Here is an 18181-nt window from a genome sequence, read left to right as displayed (position 1 = left end):
GCGCTTGGTGTCGATCGAAGCGAGGAAGTGTGCGTAATCCGGACAAGCCGCTGTCATGGTTGCCGTTCACGATCGCCGAGGCGGCGCTGGAGCCTGAATCCTCGGGTGAAACCCGGAAAGCCGATGTATTCCAGGCGTGGTCCCATCTGTTGGCCCGGTTGGGCGACGCCGCGAAAAGCGTCGAATGCGATCCGGTTAGCCGGAATCGAGTCGATGTCGCCGCCGGGATCCGCCATCTGCTGGTCCTGCTCGCCGCGGGCATCGACGAGGTGCTGCGATTCGACCCGGATCCGATGTTGCGTGTCCAGCGCACCAGCACCGACGACATCGTCACCTGGGGGATGGAGTGCCCGGACTGCCTCTACACCCGCGCCGTGCTGCGCGGCGGGGAAAGCTATCGATTGTTCGGTAATCGCGGCAGCGCGCGCTACGTCGGCCTGCAGACGATGGACGGCATGCGCTCGGTCGCGAACGCGTTGGTCGACGAGCTCGAGACCGATCCGGACGGGCACTTCGAGGTTGTGCTGTCGGCCGAACAACCCGAACGACAAGGCAATTGGATGCGCATCGAGGGCGAGCATCCCACATTGACGGCGCGGCACTTCTTCTATGACTGGAATACCGAGGTGGCATCGTCGCTGCGCATCGAACGACTCGGCGACGCCGTACCGGGTGCCGGGCGTCGCGCCGATCCGGCCGTGGCGCTGACACGGCAGCTGGTCGCCCTCGGCGACTTCGTCGCCGACAACCTGGCGTTCTTTTTGCAGTTCGGCGCCGCGGCACCACGCAACGGTTTCCTACCGCCGATCGATCGCACCGACATCGGAGCCGCCGCGGAGAACAGGCCGGTGATCGGCCGGTGGGAGCTGCACCCGGACGAAGCGCTCATCGTCGAAGTGCAACCGCCGGAAGGCGTGTACTGGAGCTTCTCGATAGGCAATCCGTGGTGGGAGACGATTCACTATGGGCGCCACCAGTCCAGCCTGAATGCCCACCAGGCCGCGGTGGATTCCGATGGGCTGGTCCGCGTCGTGCTTTGCGATCGTGACCCCGGGATCGCCAATTGGCTCGACACCGCCGGCCACAGCAACGGTCCGATCATCCTGCGCTGCGTGCGTACCGAAACGGCTCCGACACCGACGACGCGAGTGGTGCCGTTCGACCGGATCCAGTCCGAGTTGCCTTCGGACACTGCATATGTGAGTTCCGACGAGCGCGCATCCATCCTCGCGGCGCGACGCCTCGCCGTCCACGAAAGGTTCGGCCGGTGACGTTCGATGTCGATGTGTTGGAGGAAGGCGCCCGAGCCGCAACCGGTTTGGACGATTTCGGCGCGTCGTATTACCGCGAGGGACTCGAACGCATCGTCGAAGCGCTCAATACCGAGGCGGACCTGAACGACATGGGGCGTGTCATCCAGCACGCGACCCTGAGTAACGCCCTGATCCAGCGTCTCAAGGTCGAGGACGTCTACCGCCGGCACCCCGAGATCGAAGACCAGGTGGTTGGTGGTCCCGTCTTCGTGATCGGGCTGCCCCGCACCGGGACCACCGCGCTCAGCCAGTTGGTTGCCGCTGATCCGCAGTTTCGTTCGCTGCGAATGTGGGAATCGCAAGCGCCTACCCCACCGCCGGAGGCCGCGACGCAGCACAGCGATCCGCGAATCGCGCAGGCCGCGGCAGGCCTGAAGATGCTCGACGACATGTTCCCGCTGATGAAAACCCTGTATAACTCCGAGCCCACCGCCCCGACCGAATGCCAGGATTTGATGGGAATGAGCTTCCGTACCTTCCACTTCGACGGCGCCGTTCGCGCGCCCGGCTACCTCGCCTGGTTGATGGGCTGCGACATGCGCGGAACCTACCTTTATCACCGGCGGGTGTTGCGGCTGCTGCAATGGCACTGCCCGCCGGCGCTGTGGCATCTCAAGACACCCGTCCACATGTTCGCCCTCGATGCGCTCGTCGACGCCTACCCCGACGCCAAATTCCTGTGGAGTCATCGCGACCCGGCCAAGGTGATGGGGTCGGTCTGCAGCCTGATCCGGTACGTGCGCAGCTGGAGCAGCGACCGCGACGATGCCGAAGAGCTGGGCGCCGAGCAGGTCGACAGCTGGGTTGAAGGTGTCCGGCGGGCCATGGACTTTCGCAATCGGACGGGCGACAGCAGGTTTGCCGACGTCTCGTTCGCCGACTTGCAAACCGATCCGGTGGGCACGCTGCAAGCCGGCTACGCCCGCTTGGGCTTGACTTTCACCGATGCCACCCTGGCTTCCGTCCAGCGCTGGGCCGCGGATCACCGGCCCGGATCCCGCGGGACACATGACTACGATCTGGCCGACTACGGCCTGACACCCGCCGGCGTCCGTAAGCGGTTCGCGGACTATCTCGCCGCTTACGACGCGACGGCGTGACCATGAGCACGCCCCGCACGCGGCGACGCGACAAGTTGAGTCCGGACGCAGCGGTGCGCCGCGAGATCCTGACGGCGGCGTCGACCGTACTGCGCGAACAGGGAATTGGGAAGCTCAGCATCGCCGCGGTGCTGGAACGCGCGGCGCTGGGCACTCGCGCGTTCTACCGGCATTTCGAATCCAAGGACGACCTGGTGAGCGCGCTCTTTCTCGAGATGGCGCGCACGGAGGAACGACGGCTGCGACGCCGAATGGCCTTGGCAGCTGACGAGATTGACGCCGTCGCGGCGTGGATCGATGGACGACTCGACTTGGCATTCGACGACAGCATCAGGTCCGATCTGCGTCGCCTGTCGCTGGAAGCTCAGTCCCAGTCCCCCGCACTGGTGCAGCCCGCTTATGCGGAGATGCTCAAACCGCTCAGCGATGCGCTGCAGCGCGGTCTGCAGGCCGGGTTGTTTCACCACATCGACCCGGTCACCGGCGCCCAATTCGTTCACGGGGTGGTGTGGGCTGGCATCAACCAGCATTGGGCGACGGGCGACGCTGACCGAGAGGATCTGCGCGAACGCATGATTCGGTTTTGCCTGCGCGGCCTGGGCGCACGAGTGCAAGGACCGATCGAAGGAGACTAGCGATGGACCTGGGTTTCGCCGGATCGACGGCCGTGGTTACCGGTGGCAGCAAAGGAATGGGACTGGCCATCGCCGAAACCCTTGCCGCCGAAGGGGCCAGCGTGGCGGTAATGGCCAGAGGTCAGGAATCGCTCGACGCCGCCGTCGCCTCGCTGCGTCGCGCTGGCGCTCCCGACGCCGTGGGTATCAGAGTGGATATGACCGATGCGGAGTCGATCGCCACTGGTTTCGCCGCGGTCTCGCACCGGTGGGGGCAACTGAACAGCCTGGTCCATACGATCGGACCGGGTGACGGTTACTTCGAGCAGATGGACGACGCCCAGTGGGAACAGGCGTTCACACTCGGCACGATGTCGGCCGTTCGATCGATTCGCGCCAGCTTGCCGCTGCTGCGTGCCGCGGACTGGGCGCGCATCGTGACGCTGTCCGCGCACTCGATTCAGCGCCAGAGCCCGCGGATCATCGCCTACACGGCATCGAAATCGGCGTTGGCCAGCGTAACCAAGAATCTGTCAAAAAGCCTTGCTGCGGACGGCATTCTGGTCAATTGCGTGTGTCCTGGAACGATTGTCACCGCGAGCTTCACCGAGGCGCTCAAGGACATCCTCGCCGCCGACGGGCTCGACGCCACCGATCCGGTCGATGTCATGACCTGGATCGACACCAACTTTCACCAGCCCTGCGACCTCGGCCGTGCCGGACTCCCCGAAGAGGTCGCCTCCCTCACCGCATACCTGGTGTCGCGGCGCAACGGCTATGTCACCGGTGCAACGGTCAATGTGGATGGCGGGTCGGACTTCATCTGAAGGCGCTTGTCAGCCTTCCAGATCGCCCTCGGTTTCCAGCAGCGCCTGCCGCAGCCCATCCAAGGTCTCCGGCTGCGGCGCCGCCCACATGCCGCGCCCGGCCGCCTCGAGCAGCCGCTCGGCCATGCCGTGCAGCGCCCAGGGATTGGACTCCGACATGAACTTCCGGTTCTCCGAGTCCAGCACGTAGCGCTCGGTGAGCTGTTCGTACATCCAGTCGGCCATCACTCCGGCGGTGGCGTCATAACCGAACAGGTAGTCCACGGTCGCCGCCATCTCGAACGCGCCCTTGTATCCGTGCCGGCGCATCGCCGCCATCCAGCGCGGATTGACCACCCGCGCGCGGAACACCCGGGTGGTCTCCTCCGACAGGGTGCGGGTGCGGATCGCGTCGGGCCGGGTGTTGTCGCCGATGTAGGCGGCCGGCTCCCGGCCGGTCAGCGCGCGCACGGTGGCCACCATCCCGCCGTGGTACTGGAAGTAGTCGTCGGAGTCGGCGATGTCATGTTCGCGGGTGTCGGTGTTCTTGGCGGCCACCGCGATCCGCCGGTACTGGCGGTTCATGTCGTCGACGGCCTCGCGGCCATCCAGGTCGCGGCCGTAGGCGAAGCCGCCCCACGCGGTGTACACCGCGGCCAAATCGGCGTCGTCCCGCCAGTTGCGGCTGTCAATCAGCTGCAGCAACCCGGCGCCGTAGGTGCCCGGCTTGGATCCGAAAATCCTTGTGGTGGAACGACGTTGATCGCCATGCTGGGCCAGGTCGGCTTGGGCGTGCGCACGCACGTAGTTGTCTTCGGCGGGCTCGTCGAGGTCGGCGACCAGCCGTACCGCGTCATCGAGCATGGTCACGACATGCGGGAAGGCGTCCCGGAAGAAGCCGGAGATGCGGACCGTCACGTCGATGCGCGGGCGGCCCAGCTCGGCTAGCGGAATCGGTGCCAGGTCGACGACGCGCCGCGACGCGTCGTCCCACACCGGTCGAACGCCCAGTAGGGCAAGGACTTCGGCGATGTCGTCACCGGCGGTGCGCATGGCCGAGGTGCCCCAGACCGACAGCCCGACCGACTGTGGCCACCGCCCGTGGTCGTTGCGGTAGCGGGCGAGCAGCGAATCGGCCAGCGCCACACCGGCTTCCCAGGCCAGCCGGGACGGCACCGCTTTGGGGTCGACGGAGTAGAAGTTGCGGCCGGTGGGCAGCACGTTGACCAGGCCGCGCAGCGGCGAGCCCGACGGGCCGGCCGGGATGAACCGGCCGTCCAGGGCGCGCAGCACCTGCTCGATCTCGGCGGCGGTACCGGCCAGCCGTGGCACCACTTCGGTGGCCGCGAAGCGCAGCACCGCGGCGACTTCGGCATTGTCGGTGATCCGTTCGGCCGCATCGGCCTCCCAGCCCGCCGCCTGTAGCGCGGCAACGAGTTCGCGGGCCACGGCCTCGGTTCGGTCGACCGCGGACCGGTCGTCGGTGCCGTCCTCGGCCAGACCGAGGGCCTGCCGCAGTCCGGGCAGGGTGTGCTCGCCACCGAACAGTTGGCGTGCCCGCAAAATCGCCAGCACCAGGTCCAGTTCGGCCTCCCCCGTGGGCTTTTGGCCCAGGATGTGCAGGCCGTCGCGGATCTGGACGTCCTTGATCTCGCACAGCCAGCCATCGACGTGCAGCAGCATGTCGTCGAAGGAGTCTTCCTCGGGACGTTCGGTGAGACCGAGGTCGTGGTCCATCTTCGCGGCCCGCATCAGCGTCCAGATCTGCTGGCGGATGGCGGGCAGCTTGCCGGGATCCAGCGCGGCGACGTTGGCGTGCTCGTCGAGCAGCTGCTCCAAACGCGCGATGTCGCCGTAGGATTCGGCGCGCGCCATCGGCGGGATGAGGTGGTCGACCAGGACGGCGTGCGCGCGCCGTTTGGCCTGGGTGCCCTCGCCGGGATCGTTGACCAGGAAGGGGTAGATCATCGGCAGGTTGCCCAGCGCGGCGTCGGGCCCGCAGGCCGCCGACATGCCCAGCGTCTTGCCGGGCAGCCATTCCAGGTTGCCGTGCTTGCCCAGGTGCACCACCGCGTGCGAGCCGAAGCCGGCGTCCAGCCAGTGGTAGGCGGCCAGGTAGTGGTGGCTGGGCGGCAGGTCCGGGTCGTGGTAGATGGCGACGGGGTTCTCCCCGAAACCGCGGGGCGGCTGCACCATCAGCACCAGGTTGTCCGATTGCAGTGCGGCGATCACGATTTCGCCGTCGGGGTCGTTGCTGCGGTCCACGAAGAGATTCCCGGGCGCCGGGCCCCAGTGCTCGGTGACGGCATCGGTGAATTCGGTGGGCAGGGTCGCGAACCATTCACGATAGTCTTTGGCGGACATCCGAATCGGATTTCCGGCCAGCTGCCCTTCGGTGAGCCAGTCGGGGTCCTGTCCGCCCCGCTCGATCAGCGCGTGGATCAGGGCGTCGCCGTCGTTGGCCTCGACGCCGGGCAGCTCACCCACCCGGTAGCCGTGCTCGCGCATCGCCTGCAGCAGCGCCACGGCGCTCGCCGGCGTGTCCAGGCCGACCGCGTTGCCGATCCGGGCGTGCTTGGTCGGATAGGCCGAGAACACCAGGGCGACCCGCTTATCCGCCGGGGCGACGTGGCGCAGCTGTGCGTGCCGCACCGCCAGTCCCGCGACGCGGGCGCAGCGTTCCGCGTCGGCGACATAGGAGATCAGCCCGTCTTCGTCGATTTCCTTGAAGGAGAACGGCACCGTGATAATGCGGCCGTCGAATTCGGGCACCGCGACCTGACTGGCCACGTCGAGCGGGCTCAGGCCGTCATCGTTCTCGCGCCACGAGGCGCGCGGGCTGGTCAGGCACAATCCCTGCAGGATCGGGATATCCAGGGCGGCAAGGTGTTCGACGTTCCAGCTGTCGTCATCCCCGCCGGCGGACACGGTGGCCGGCTTCAGTCCCCCGGCGGCCAGCACGGTGACCACCATGGCGTCGGCGGCACCCAACCGTTGCAGCAGTTCGGGTTCCGCGGTGCGCAGCGACGCGCAGTAGATCGGCATCGGGCGCGCGCCGGCGTCCTCGATGGCCCGACAGAGCGCCTCGACGTAGCCGGTGTTGCCGGCCAGGTGCTGCGCTCGGTAATACAGCACCGCGATCGTCGGGCCGTCGACGTCTTCGGCGTTCGGCCGCGGTAGCTCGCCCCACGTCGGCGTCACGACCGGCGGGGTGAACCCGAACCCGGTCATCAGCACCGTGTCCGACAGGAAGGCGTGCAGCTGGCGCAGGTTGTCGACGCCGCCATGGGCTAGATAGATGTGCGCCTGCACCGCGATGCCGGCCGCGAGCGTGGACAGGCGGGTCAGCTCGGCGTCGGCGGCCTGCTCGCCGCTGACCAATACCGTGGGCACCCCGCTGGCGATCACCGCGTCGATGCCGCTCTGCCAGGCGCGGTAGCCGCCCAGGATCCGCACCACCACGACGGCGGCGTCGGCCAGCAGGTCGGGCAGTTCGGATTCGGACAGCCGAGACGGGTTGGCCCACCGATAGTTTTTCCCGCTGGAACGGGCGCTGATCAGGTCCGTATCGGAGGTCGACAGCAGCAGGATGGTCGGCTCAGCCACCCATCATTCGTACCGCAACGGGGCGCGCCCGCACCTACTGGGCCGCGACCGCACCGCTCAACCGCCCAGCATCGCCGCGATCCGGTCGGCAACCTGTTGGGCGACGATCCGCGCCGGTCCGTCTTTGGCCGGTTCGTAGCGGTCCGCGAGGGCGTCGTAGTCGGCGCCGGCGATCGAGCCGTGGTCGGCCGCCAGCTCTACCAATTCCACCGGCCAGCCCACCCGCTCCAGGCGGGCGGCGAAGTTTCTGCTCGCGTCGACGGGGACGACGTCGTCGTCGACGCCGTGCAGCAACGTGAACGGTGAACCGATTTCGGCGCCGTTCAGGACGTCGGGCAGGGAGGCACCGAAGATCGGATCGGGGACCATGAAGGCTCCGGCGAGGCAAACCGTGTGCGCGGGAGCGAAGTCGAGCCGCGCGGCGTGCAGCGTCACCCCCGCCGCGGCCGCACCACCCATTGACCACCCGACGAGCAGGATGCGCGCGGCGTCGGTGGCGAGGTTGCGGGCGAATTCCAGCGACGCCAACAGGTCCGCGCGCCCGCCGTCGTCGGCATGGGAGTTCCAGTCGGGCGCGACCACCACCGCGGCGCGCCCGGCCAGCATGCCGGCCAGCGGGCCGACGGCCGCGCGGGCATCGGTTTGCGCCCCGTGCCAGAGCAGGATCGTGGATGGTGCCGGTTCGCCGAAGACATCGGCCAGTCGACCCGGGGCGTATTCCAGCGTTCTCACGGGCACCAGGATGCCCATACTGACGCGTGTTCAATCCTTGGAGTGAGGGGCGAGGCCTTGGCGCCGCCTCATTGAATCGGGTGGTCCACCCAGTTGGCAGACCTGCGGGTCGCCACAACGGCCACCGGTGAATTTAATCGCGCTGCGGCCCAATAGTTTTGGGCTACTGCGGGCGCCCAGTGGCGGCGTGGGCCCCAAACCGGCCGTGCGCGAAACACTTCCGGCCGACAGCAATCCGACCGTCGCGGCCAGCGCGGCGAAACCACTTGCTCACAGGCGCACCCCGAGGCGATCCAGCAACTCCGCGCGGTGCTGCTCGGTGTGCGGACCGGGGTCACCGGGCGCGCGGCGCGGATCGTCGACAGTCAGCGTGTGGATGACACGGCCTTCCTCGAGCACCAGCACGCGATCGGCCAGCGCCACCGCTTCGTCGACGTCGTGCGTGATCAGCAGCACCCCGAACCCGTGGCGGCGCCACAGATCCAGTAGCAATGTGTGCATCGTCAACCGGGTCAGCGCGTCGAGCGCGCCGAACGGTTCGTCGAGCAGCAGCAGTCGCGGTTCGGCGACCAGCGCCCGGGCCAGCGAAACGCGTTGCGCCTGACCGCCGGACAGGGTCAGCGGCCAGGCGCCGGCGTGGTCGGCCAGCCCGACGTCGGCCAGCGCGCGCTCGGCGCGCTCCCGCACCTGCTGGCGCGGGAGGCGGCTGCGGGTCAGGCCGTAGCCGACGTTGGTGCGCACGTCGCGCCACGGAAAAAGGCGCGGCTCCTGGAACGCCAGCGCCGGCGCGCCGGACACCACGCGTTGCCCACTGTGATCGCGCGACAGCCCGGCGAGCACCCGCAGGACCGTCGACTTGCCCGAGCCGCTGCGCCCGAGCAGGGCGACGATCTCGCCGCTCTTCACGCGCACCGAAACGTCGTTGAGTACCTGCCGGTTTCCGTACCACTTGTCGACGTTGCGCAGTTCGCCGGCGATGTCGGTCCGCCCGCGGGTGGTGGCGTCCGATTCAGCGGTGAGAGTCAAGCCGGGACCTTTCACTGTCGGTAGCGCAGCGTGCGGCGCTCGATGAGCCGGACGATCGCGTCGGTGATGATGCCGAGCAGGGCGTAGATGGTCAGCCCGAAGATGATGATGTCGATCCGCAGGAAATCGCGGGCATTGTTGATCAGGAAGCCGATTCCCTTGTCGGCGTTGATCTGCTCGGCGACGATCAGCGTCAACCACGCGATGGCCAGCGACTGGCGCAAGCCGACGAGCACCTGCGGCGCGGTGCTGGGCACGATGATCCGGGTGAACCGCTGAGTGAACGAAAAGCCCAGCACCTGAGCGGTTTCCAGCATCTTGGGGTCGACCTGGCGGATCGCCGAAAAGGTGTTGAGGTAGAGCGGGAAGACCACGCCCAGCGCGACGAGCAACACCTTGGGCAGCTCGCCGATCCCGAACCACAGGATGAACAGCGGGATCAGCCCCAGGTGCGGCAGCGCCCGGATCATCTGCATGGGCGGGTCCACGGTCGATTCGACCCAGCGGGACAGGCCGACCGCCGCGCCCGCCACGATTCCGATGACCCCGCCCAGCAGCAGCCCCTCGACGACACGGACGGACGAGATGTGCAGCGCGTCGCCGAGCTGCCCATTGCGGGTCACCTCCACGCCGGCCTCGAGGATCAGCGAGGGGGCCGGCAGCACGTCGGCGGGGATGATGCCTATCGCGCTGCCCAGCTGCCACAGCGCCAACAACGCCAGCGGCGACACGACGCGCACGATTTCCCATTTGCGGCGCGCCCACAGCCCGCTAGCCCCGCCGGCTGGGGCGCCGGCCGGCTTGCTCGAGGCAGCATCGAGCGCGGTGGCAATGCTCACTGTGCCGACGCTAAGGCGCGGACGGGGGCCCGGGTAAGGGTTTACGTCTGGCTGAAGGCAATCCCGACCGGCGTGTGACGCTCGGGGCCGTACCGTGGACGGGTGGCCAGGACGCGCGACACCGACGCATGCCCGGGTGCGCTGCAGGTGCACCAGGCGGCCGACGGTGCGCTGGCCCGGATCCGGCTACCCGGCGGCATGATCACCGCCGCCCAACTGGCCGCGCTGGCCGCCGTCTCCACCGCATCGGGTTCGGGAACGCTCGAGCTGACCGCTCGGGGCAATGTGCAGTTGCGTGGGCTGACCGACGTCCACGCGGTCGGCGAGGCGCTCGCCGCCGCGGGGCTGTTGCCGTCGGCGACGCACGAGCGGGTCCGCAATATCGTCGCCTCACCGCTGTCCGGACGCTCCGGCGGCCATCTCGATGTCCGGCGCTGGGTCGGCGAACTCGACGCCGCGATCTGCGGCAAGCCCCGGCTCGCCGAGCTGGGCGGTCGATTCTGGTTCGGCCTGGACGACGGGCGGGCCGACGTCTCCGGGCTGCGCGCCGACGTGGGCGTGCACGCCTTTCCCGACGGCTGCGCGCTGCTGCTGGCCGGACGCGACACCGGTGTCCGGCTGGCGCACGACGAGGTGATCGACACGCTCGTCGCGCTCGCGATGCGGTTCCTCGATATTCGCGAAACCGCTTGGCGCGTCCAGGAATTGGACGACCTACGACGGCTGGTGCCCGGTGCCAAGCCGCGCGCCCCCTCGTTCCCGGCCGTCACCAAGGCGCCGGTGGGCTGGATCGGCCAGGACGACGGCCAGGTGACGCTGGGCGCCGCGGTGCCGCTCGGCGTGCTGCCGGCGCGCGTCGCGGAGTACCTGGCGGCGATCGAGGCGCCGCTGGTGATCACGCCGTGGCGCTCGGTGCTGGTGTGCGATCTTGCCGAAGAGGTCGCCGACGTCGCGCTGCGCGTCCTGGCGCCCTTGGGCCTGGTGTTCGACGAGAACTCGCCTTGGCTGAGCGTCAGCGCCTGCACCGGCAGCCCCGGCTGCGCGCGGTCGGCCGCCGATGTGCGGGCCGACGCCGCGCGGTCGCTGGATCCCGATTCGGGGGTGCACCGTCACTTCGTCGGCTGCGACCGGGCGTGTGGCAGTCCGCTCACCGGTGACGTGCTGGTGGCCACCTCGGACGGATACCGGCGCCTGTAGCCGGGTGCGGCGGGTCACCACGCGGGAGAGCCTTAAAGTGGGCGGGTGCTCGACTACATCCGCGACGCGGCGGAGATCTATCGCCAGTCGTTCGCGACGATCCGCGCCGAAGCCGATCTGGCGCGATTCCCCGCCGATGTGGCACGGGTGGTGGTCCGGCTGATTCACACCTGCGGGCAGGTCGACGTGGCCGAGCACGTCGCGTTCACCGACGACGTCGTCGACCGGGTCGGCGCCGCCCTACGCGGCGGCGCTCCCGTGCTGTGCGATTCGTCGATGGTGGCCGCTGGCATCACCGCGGCGCGATTGCCGGCCGACAACCAGGTGGTGTCCCTGGTGGCCGATCCCCAGGCGGCCGAGTTGGCCGCGCGCCGGCAGACCACTCGTTCGGCGGCCGGCGTGGAGCTGTGGGCGGACCGGCTGCCCGGCGCGGTGCTGGCCATCGGCAACGCCCCGACCGCGCTGTTCCGGCTGCTCGAGCTGATCGACGACGGGCTGGCCCCACCGGCCGGGGTGTTGGGCGGACCGGTGGGTTTCGTCGGGTCGGCGCAGTCCAAGCAGGAGCTCATCGCCAACCCCCGCGGGACGTCGTATCTGGTGGTGCGGGGCCGCCGGGGCGGCAGCGCCATGGCGGCCGCGGCCGTCAACGCGATCGCGAGCGACCGCGAGTGACCGCAGCGGGCACCGCGCAAATCGCCGACCGGGGGACACTGTGGGGCGTCGGGCTCGGGCCCGGTGACCCGGAATTGGTGACCGTCAAGGCCGCCCGGGTGATCGGCGAGGCCGACGTGGTGGCCTACCACAGCGCCCGGCACGGCCGCAGCATCGCGCGTGGCATCGCCGAACCGTACCTGCGGCCCGGCCAGATCGAAGAGCACCTGGTCTATCCGGTCACCACCGAGACGACCGACCATCCCGGCGGCTATGCCGGTGCGATCGAGGACTTCTACGTCGAGGCCACCGAGCGCATCGCGGCGCATCTGGAGGCCGGACGCAATGTGGCCCTGCTGGCCGAGGGCGATCCGCTGTTCTACAGCTCCTACATGCATCTGCACACCCGGCTGACGGAGCGGTTCGACGCGGTCATCGTGCCGGGCGTGACGTCGGTGAGCGCCGCCTCGGCGGCCATCGCGACGCCATTGGTGGCCGGCGACGAGGTGTTGTCGGTGTTGCCGGGCACGCTGCCGGTCGAAGAGCTGACCCGACGGCTCGCCGACGCCGACGCCGCCGTTGTGCTCAAGCTCGGCCGTTCGTATCACGCTGTGCGGGAAGCTCTTTCGGCGTCAGGACAACTTGACGACGCGTTCTATGTGGAGCGGGCCAGCACCGCTTCGCAACGCATCCTGCCCGCCGCCGACGTCGACGAGGCCGGCGTCCCGTACTTCTCACTGGCCATCCTGCCGGGCGGGCAGCGCGGCCGGCGCGCTGCCGCCGTCGGCAGCGTCACGGTGGTGGGTCTGGGCCCCGGCGACATGGATTGGATGACGCCGCAGACCCGCCGCGAGCTCGCGGCGGCGACCGACCTGATCGGCTACGGCGGCTACCTGAGCCGCGTCCCGGCGCGCGACGGCCAGCAGCGTCACCCCAGCGATAACCGTGACGAGCCCGAGCGGGCCCGCCTGGCCTGCGCGCTGGCCGAACAGGGCCGCGCCGTGGCGGTGGTGTCCTCGGGCGACCCGGGCGTGTTCGCGATGGCGACGGCGGTGCTGGAAGAGGCCAAGGAATGGCCGGGCGTGCAGGTGCGGGTGATTCCGGCGATGACAGCGGCCCAGGCCGTCGCCAGCCGGGTCGGCGCGCCCTTGGGGCATGACTACGCGGTGATCTCGCTGTCGGACCGCCTCAAGCCGTGGGAGGTGATCTCCGCGCGACTGCAGGCCGCCGCGGCCGCCGACCTGGTGCTGGCCATCTACAACCCGGCTTCCAAGTCGCGGACCTGGCAGGTCGGGGCGATGCGCGACATCTTGCTGGCCCACCGCGAACCCGGCACCCCGGTGGTGGTCGGCCGCAACGTCTCCGGCCCGGACGAAGACGTCCGCGTGGTCAGGCTGGCCGATCTCGAGCCCACCGAGATCGACATGCGCTGCCTGCTGATCGTCGGGTCGTCCCAAACCCAGTGGTACTCACACGATTCCACCGACCGGGTCTTCACACCGCGGCGTTACCAGGCCTGAAACGCCGGCTAGTCGCGATCCCAGGTGCTCGGCATCATCGGCAGGGTGGGGCCGTCACTCAGCCCGTCGCGCGTCAGCGTGGCCAGCCCGGTGGCCTGCGCGGCATCGGGTTTGGTTGCGGCGCCGGCGAATCCGAGCGGTCCCGCACTGTCCTCGGAAGGGCGGGGGGCGTACGGGTCTCCGGCGTCGGCGGCCGGGGTCGTCCCCCCGTCCATCTCCATGAACTCATAGCGGTAGGCGCGCTCGGTGGCGGTGCCGCCGCGACGCCGGCGGGCCCGCGCCTTCTTCTTGGCCTCGGCGGCCGCGGCCGCGGCGGCGGGCGTGTCGAGGTCGTCGGACGACGGTTCCTCCGACTTGCGCCGAGACCGGCTGCTCGCGCTGCCGCGCGCCGACAGTCCCGAAAGCCCCACGGCGTACAGGGCGTTGAACGCGTTCGCTCCGATGCCGTCGGTCGCCGTGGGACCGAAGCCGACACCGGGTCCGCCGCCCACCGGTCCCCCGCCCGCCGATCCGGCAACGGTCGTCGCGGGCGCGGTGGACGGGGTGGGCACGTGGCTCACGCTCGCCGGCGCGGTGGCGATCGTCGGCGTCGGGGCGATGACCGGCGCGGGCGCCGCCGCGACCGCCGGCAGGGGCGCGGGCGTCGAGAGCGGGACCGCGACGCTGATCGCGGTGACCGCCGCGGCCACCCCGCCCGCGGCGGCCGCGCCGATGGCGGCCACGACAACCGGGGCGAGCACCACCGCCATCTGGATCGCGAGCTGAATGAACGGCCAGAAGATCATCAGCGTGTGGAAGATGGCCCAGCCCAGCGCGGTCGACAGGGCCGGCGAGAGCCCCAACTGGCCGAAGAACGAGGCGAGGCTGTTGACCCACGGCACCGGCGGGAACGGCCACCCACCGGGGTTGAGGTCCTTGGACACCGGCCACGCGAAGTTCTGGGTGTACTGCTGCAGCCACTGGGTGAGCTGGTCCATCCACGACGGATAGGTCTGCGTCGCCGCCTGCTGCTGGGCGCTCGAGGTGTCGGCGTTGTTGAGGTTGGAGCCCGAACTCGCGGCCGGCGCGACGGCGGCCGCCTGTACCGCCGCGACGCCGGCGGTGGCGGCCTCGCCGCCCGGTACGACGATGGTCGGCGCGGGCGTCGTCGCGGGGACCGCCGCCAGCGCCGATTCGCTGACGGCCTGGTAGGTGGTCATCGTCGTGGCGGCCTGCACCCACATCCGCGCGTAGTCGGCCTCGTTGACGGCGATCGGAATGGTGTTGATCCCGAAGAAGTTCGTGGCGACCAACGCCCCGTGCACGGCATGGTTGGCAGCGAGCTCGCCCAGCGTCGGCATGGCGGCCAGGGCGGTGGTGTAGGCGGTGGCCGCGGTCTCGTGCAGGGCCGCGGCCGTCGTGCTCTTGGCCGCGCTTTCCAGCAGCCAGGCCTGATAGGGGGCGTGTGCGGCCACGTACTGGTCCGCGCTGGGGCCGTCCCACGAGCCCGCCTGCACCGCCCCCAGCACTCCGCTGAGCTCGGCTGCCGCGGTCGCGTAGTCGGTGCTCAGCGACGTCCACGCGGTGGCGGCGGCCAGCAGCGGCGCGGGGCCGGGGCCGCTACTGAGCAGTGTCGAGTGCACTTCGGGCGGAAACGCGATCCAGATCGGGGCGGTCATCGTCGGGGGCCTTCGGGCAAGGACACGAATACCTCTTCGGTGCATCTCGTGGGTGGGCTGGCGATGCGTACGACCAGAGGTCGGTTACCGCCGCCGTTTAGTTCCCCGCAATTTCGTTCCGGGGCCAAATGTGGCGAGTCTTTGCGCGGGGCCGGGCCATGCGCAACGATGCAGGGATGCGGTGTGAGATTGCGCGCGAAGCGCTGTCGGCTCGATTGGACGGCGAGCGTCCCCAAGTCCTCGCGCAGCAAGTCGACGCCCACCTCGAATCCTGCCGCAGCTGCCGCTCCTGGTTGATCGGGGCGGCGGTGCAGACGCGCCGGCTGGCTTCGGTGACGCCCGGCGAGGGTCCCGACCTGGTCGACAAGATCATGGCGAGCATCGGCGAGCAGGCCACCGGACATCAGGCCCGGATGCGCTGGCTGCGGTCGCACTACCGGCGCTGGGGCCTGATCGCGGTCGGCCTTTTCCAGGTGGCGATCGCCGCCGCCCAAATCAGCGGAATCGATTTCGGCATGGTGTCCGAGCATATGCACGGCGCGATGTCCGGTGAGCACCTGATGCACGAGTCGACGGCCTGGTTGCTGGCGTTGGGTCTGGCGATGATCGCGGCCGGTGTCTGGCCCGCCTCGGCCTCGGGAGTGGCGGCCATCACCGGTGTCTATTCCGTTGCGCTGCTGGGCTATGTCATCGTCGACGCCTTCGCCGGCGAGGTGACCGCCACCCGCATCGCCAGCCACATGCCCCTGTTGTTGGGCTTGGCGTTTGCGTTGCTGGTGGCGCGGGAACGGGTGGGCTCGCACCGCCGGCGCGGCTCGGATGCTTCGGACGACGCACACTTTCCCGCCTGGGCGGCGGACTCACCCAGCGGTCGGCGGCGTGGGCATCTGCGGCCCATCAACCATGCCGCCATCGACCCCACCGCATCGTCTACGACGGGCCGTCGTAGAATCGGAAAACTCGCACAACAAAGGTGGTTGGGCATGATCGCGCCGAGCGATGACGAGGCCGTAACCGAGCTCGCGTTGTCAGCCGCGCGCGGAAACGCGCGAGCGCTCGAGTCGTTCATCAAGGCCACCCAGCAAGACGTGTGGCGGTTCGTCGCCTATCTCTCAGATTCGGGCAGCGCCGACGATCTGACCCAAGAGACCTTTCTGCGCGCCATCGGCGCCATCGAGCGGTTCTCCGGGCGTTCGAGCGCGCGGACCTGGCTGCTCTCGATCGCGCGCCGCGTGGTGGCCGACCACATTCGCCACCTGCAGTCGCGGCCCCGCGCGGCCATGGGTGCCGATCCCGAGCACGTGGTGCGCGCGGACCGGCACGCCCGCGGGTTCGAGGACCTGGTCGAGGTGACCACCATGATCGCCAACCTCAACGCCGAACAGCGCGAAGCGCTTTTGCTCACCCAACTGCTCGGCCTGCCCTACGCCGACGCCGCCGCGGTCTGCGGTTGCCCGGTGGGCACCATTCGTTCCCGCGTCGCGCGCGCCCGCGACGCGCTGCTGGCCGACGGCGAGCGCGGCCACCTAACCGGCTAGCGCGAACCAGCTAGCGCGCCAACCCATTCGGCGGCCTCGGCCACCGTGCCGACGGTCGACACGCCGGCCGGTAGCGGCGGGCGCGCCACCATCACCACCGCAACGTTCAGCGCCGCCGCGGCATCCAGCTTCGCGCGGGTCATGTCCCCGCCGCTGTTCTTGGTGACCAGCGCGTCGATGCGGTGGTCACGCAGCAGCGCGAACTCGTCGTCGTAGCCATACGGTCCGCGGGAGAGCACCACCCGGTGACGGCGCGGCAATGCCGAAGGGTCGGGGTCGGTGACCGCACGGATCAGAAACCACGCGTCGCTGCCGGCAAAGGCCCACACGCCCGAGCGCCCGGTGGTCAGAAACACCCGCGAATAGCCTTGCCGGGCAACGGTTTCAGCGGCATCGGTGTCCGAATCGACGACGATAGCGGGGCCCGGGTCCCAGGCGGGGCGCGCCAGGATCAGGTGAGGTATCCGCAATTCGGCGCAAGCGGTGGCGGCATGCGCCGTCATGGTGGCCGCGAACGGGTGGGTGGCGTCGACGACGGCGTCGATGCGTTCGTCGTGCAGCCAGCGCCGTAGCCCGTCGACGCCGCCGAACCCCCCGATGCGCACCGGTCCGACCGGCAGGGCAGGGTCGGGCACCCGGCCGGCCAGGGAGCTGACGATGTCGATGCGCGGATGCAGCGCTTTGGCCAGGGCGCGCGCCTCACCGGTGCCGCCGAGCAGCAGGACCCGCATCAGTGCCGGCTCCCCCGCGCCCGCCCGGTCGAGTACAGGTAGCTGTCGGTGAATCCCCCGGCGGTCAGCGCGTCGCCGACGACGATCACCGCGGTCTTGGTGATGCCGGTCCGATGCATCTGCTCGGCGATGTCGGCCAGCGTGCCGCGCAGCACCGCCTCTTGCGGCCAGCTGGCGAAAGCCACGACGGCCGCGGGTGTCTCGGCGCGGTAGCCGCCTTCGAGCAGTTGCGGAACGATGGTGTCGATCTGGGCGGCGGCCAGATGCAGGACTAGGGTCGCGCCGGACCGGGCCAGGGTCTTCAGGTCTTCGCCGGGCGGCATGGCCGTCGACAGGGTCGCCACCCGGGTCAGCGTCACCGTCTGCGCCACCCCCGGGACGGTGAGCTCGCGCTTCAGCGCGGCCGCCGCGGCGGCGAAAGCCGGAACCCCGGGCACGATTTCGTAGTCGATGCCCAGGGCGTCGAGCCGGCGGCACTGCTCGGCGAGCGCGCTGTACAGCGACGGGTCACCGGAATGCAGGCGCGCCACGTCGTGGCCGGCGGCGTGCGCTTCGCTGAGTTCGGTGATGATCTGCTCGAGCGTCAGTGGGCCGGTGTCAACGACTTTCGCGTCGGGCGGGCAGAGGGCAAGCAGGACGTCGGGCATGATCGATCCGGCGTACAAGCACACCGGGCAGGATCGCAGGAGCCGCTGACCGCGCACGGTGATGAGGTCGGCCGCGCCCGGGCCGGCGCCGATGAAATACACGGTCACTTGGTCACCACCCACTGGGTGACCGGATACTGCGGGCGCCAGCCGGTGAATGCGCCCAGCGGCTCACCTTGATAATGCTGGAAGCGTCGCAGCTG

16 protein-coding genes and 1 pseudogene are annotated in these 18181 nt (G+C 69.6%); 9 read left to right on the top strand and 8 right to left on the bottom strand.

Features of this window, described 5'->3' with window-relative positions:
• Positions 1-29: 29 nt before the first annotated feature.
• Genes A9W96_RS05435 through A9W96_RS05420 form a run of 4 tightly spaced genes read left to right on the top strand, consistent with a single transcriptional unit; the run spans position 30 to position 3854 of the window.
• On the top strand, positions 30-1271 hold the full coding sequence (locus A9W96_RS05435) for a DUF1214 domain-containing protein (RefSeq protein ID WP_197499406.1): 1242 nt from the start codon (positions 30-32) through the stop codon (positions 1269-1271).
• A complete protein-coding gene (locus A9W96_RS05430) occupies positions 1268-2413 on the top strand; it encodes a sulfotransferase (protein ID WP_067138302.1) in 1146 nt (381 codons plus the stop codon). The genes A9W96_RS05435 and A9W96_RS05430 overlap by 4 nt, the downstream gene beginning before the upstream one ends.
• A 2-nt stretch (positions 2414-2415) precedes the next feature.
• A complete protein-coding gene (locus A9W96_RS05425; protein WP_067138300.1) occupies positions 2416-3048 on the top strand; it encodes a TetR/AcrR family transcriptional regulator in 633 nt (210 codons plus the stop codon).
• A 2-nt stretch (positions 3049-3050) separates the two neighbouring features.
• Positions 3051-3854, top strand: a complete 804-nt coding sequence (locus tag A9W96_RS05420; RefSeq protein ID WP_067138298.1) for an SDR family NAD(P)-dependent oxidoreductase — start codon at positions 3051-3053, stop codon at positions 3852-3854.
• Between the two features lie 9 nt (positions 3855-3863).
• Here A9W96_RS05420 and cobN read toward each other — a convergent pair whose 3' ends face one another.
• From cobN to A9W96_RS05400, 4 genes are all read right to left on the bottom strand, one after another.
• Entirely contained in the window at positions 3864-7439 is a 3576-nt protein-coding gene (cobN, locus tag A9W96_RS05415) for a cobaltochelatase subunit CobN (protein ID WP_067138296.1), read from the bottom strand.
• A 57-nt stretch (positions 7440-7496) separates the two neighbouring features.
• The gene (locus A9W96_RS05410) at positions 7497-8171 is read right to left on the bottom strand and encodes a S9 family peptidase (protein ID WP_156749013.1); all 675 of its coding nucleotides are present in this window, start codon (positions 8169-8171) and stop codon (positions 7497-7499) included.
• Positions 8172-8441: 270 nt separating this feature from the next.
• Complete coding sequence (locus A9W96_RS05405; RefSeq protein WP_066867236.1) at positions 8442-9197, bottom strand: ABC transporter ATP-binding protein; 756 nt, start codon at positions 9195-9197, stop codon at positions 8442-8444.
• An 11-nt stretch (positions 9198-9208) separates the two neighbouring features.
• Positions 9209-10036, bottom strand: coding sequence for an ABC transporter permease (locus tag A9W96_RS05400; RefSeq protein WP_066881048.1), 828 nt, complete (start codon positions 10034-10036; stop codon positions 9209-9211).
• A gap of 102 nt (positions 10037-10138) precedes the next feature.
• On the opposite strand from A9W96_RS05400, the gene cobG reads away from it, so the two are divergent.
• The 3 genes from cobG to A9W96_RS05385 are packed head-to-tail and all read left to right on the top strand — an operon-like array spanning position 10139 to position 13404.
• On the top strand, positions 10139-11233 hold the full coding sequence (gene cobG / locus A9W96_RS05395; RefSeq protein ID WP_067138294.1) for a precorrin-3B synthase: 1095 nt from the start codon (positions 10139-10141) through the stop codon (positions 11231-11233).
• A 45-nt stretch (positions 11234-11278) separates the two neighbouring features.
• Positions 11279-11905: a precorrin-8X methylmutase gene (locus A9W96_RS05390; protein WP_067138292.1), complete on the top strand. Its 627-nt coding sequence runs from the start codon at positions 11279-11281 to the stop codon at positions 11903-11905.
• Positions 11906-11925: 20 nt separating this feature from the next.
• Positions 11926-13404: a precorrin-2 C(20)-methyltransferase gene (locus tag A9W96_RS05385; RefSeq protein WP_067138312.1), complete on the top strand. Its 1479-nt coding sequence runs from the start codon at positions 11926-11928 to the stop codon at positions 13402-13404.
• Between the two features lie 8 nt (positions 13405-13412).
• Here the strand turns inward: A9W96_RS05385 and A9W96_RS05380 are convergent, their stop codons facing one another.
• Positions 13413-15062 carry a PPE family protein gene (locus A9W96_RS05380; RefSeq protein WP_067138290.1) on the bottom strand — a complete coding sequence of 550 codons (1650 nt, stop codon included), beginning with the start codon at positions 15060-15062 and terminating at the stop codon, positions 13413-13415.
• A 128-nt stretch (positions 15063-15190) separates the two neighbouring features.
• On the opposite strand from A9W96_RS05380, the pseudogene A9W96_RS33005 reads away from it, so the two are divergent.
• Both A9W96_RS33005 and sigC read left to right on the top strand, forming a co-directional pair.
• A pseudogene (locus A9W96_RS33005) lies at positions 15191-15931 on the top strand (DUF2275 domain-containing protein); the annotation flags it as partial.
• Positions 15932-16045: 114 nt separating this feature from the next.
• Positions 16046-16600, top strand: coding sequence for an RNA polymerase sigma factor SigC (sigC, locus tag A9W96_RS32505; RefSeq protein ID WP_231998251.1), 555 nt, complete (start codon positions 16046-16048; stop codon positions 16598-16600).
• Here sigC and A9W96_RS05370 read toward each other — a convergent pair.
• From A9W96_RS05370 to A9W96_RS32500, 3 genes are all read right to left on the bottom strand, one after another.
• Positions 16597-17334, bottom strand: coding sequence for a cobalt-precorrin-6A reductase (locus A9W96_RS05370; RefSeq protein ID WP_197499407.1), 738 nt, complete (start codon positions 17332-17334; stop codon positions 16597-16599). The two genes, sigC and A9W96_RS05370, sit on opposite strands and share 4 nt — an antisense overlap.
• Entirely contained in the window at positions 17331-18086 is a 756-nt protein-coding gene (cobM, locus tag A9W96_RS05365; RefSeq protein ID WP_067138287.1) for a precorrin-4 C(11)-methyltransferase, read from the bottom strand. Before cobM ends, A9W96_RS05370 begins: the two co-directional genes overlap by 4 nt.
• A partial coding sequence (locus tag A9W96_RS32500; protein WP_231999596.1) for a hypothetical protein occupies positions 18083-18181 on the bottom strand: 99 nt, incomplete at its 5' end. The genes cobM and A9W96_RS32500, both read right to left, overlap by 4 nt.

The sequence above is a fragment of the Mycobacterium sp. 1245852.3 genome (genome assembly GCF_001669335.1).
GTDB classification, from domain to species: Bacteria; Actinomycetota; Actinomycetes; order Mycobacteriales; family Mycobacteriaceae; genus Mycobacterium; species Mycobacterium europaeum_A.
The sequence above is the reverse complement of the archived record's forward strand: the minus strand, read 5'-3'. Positions and strand labels throughout refer to the sequence as shown.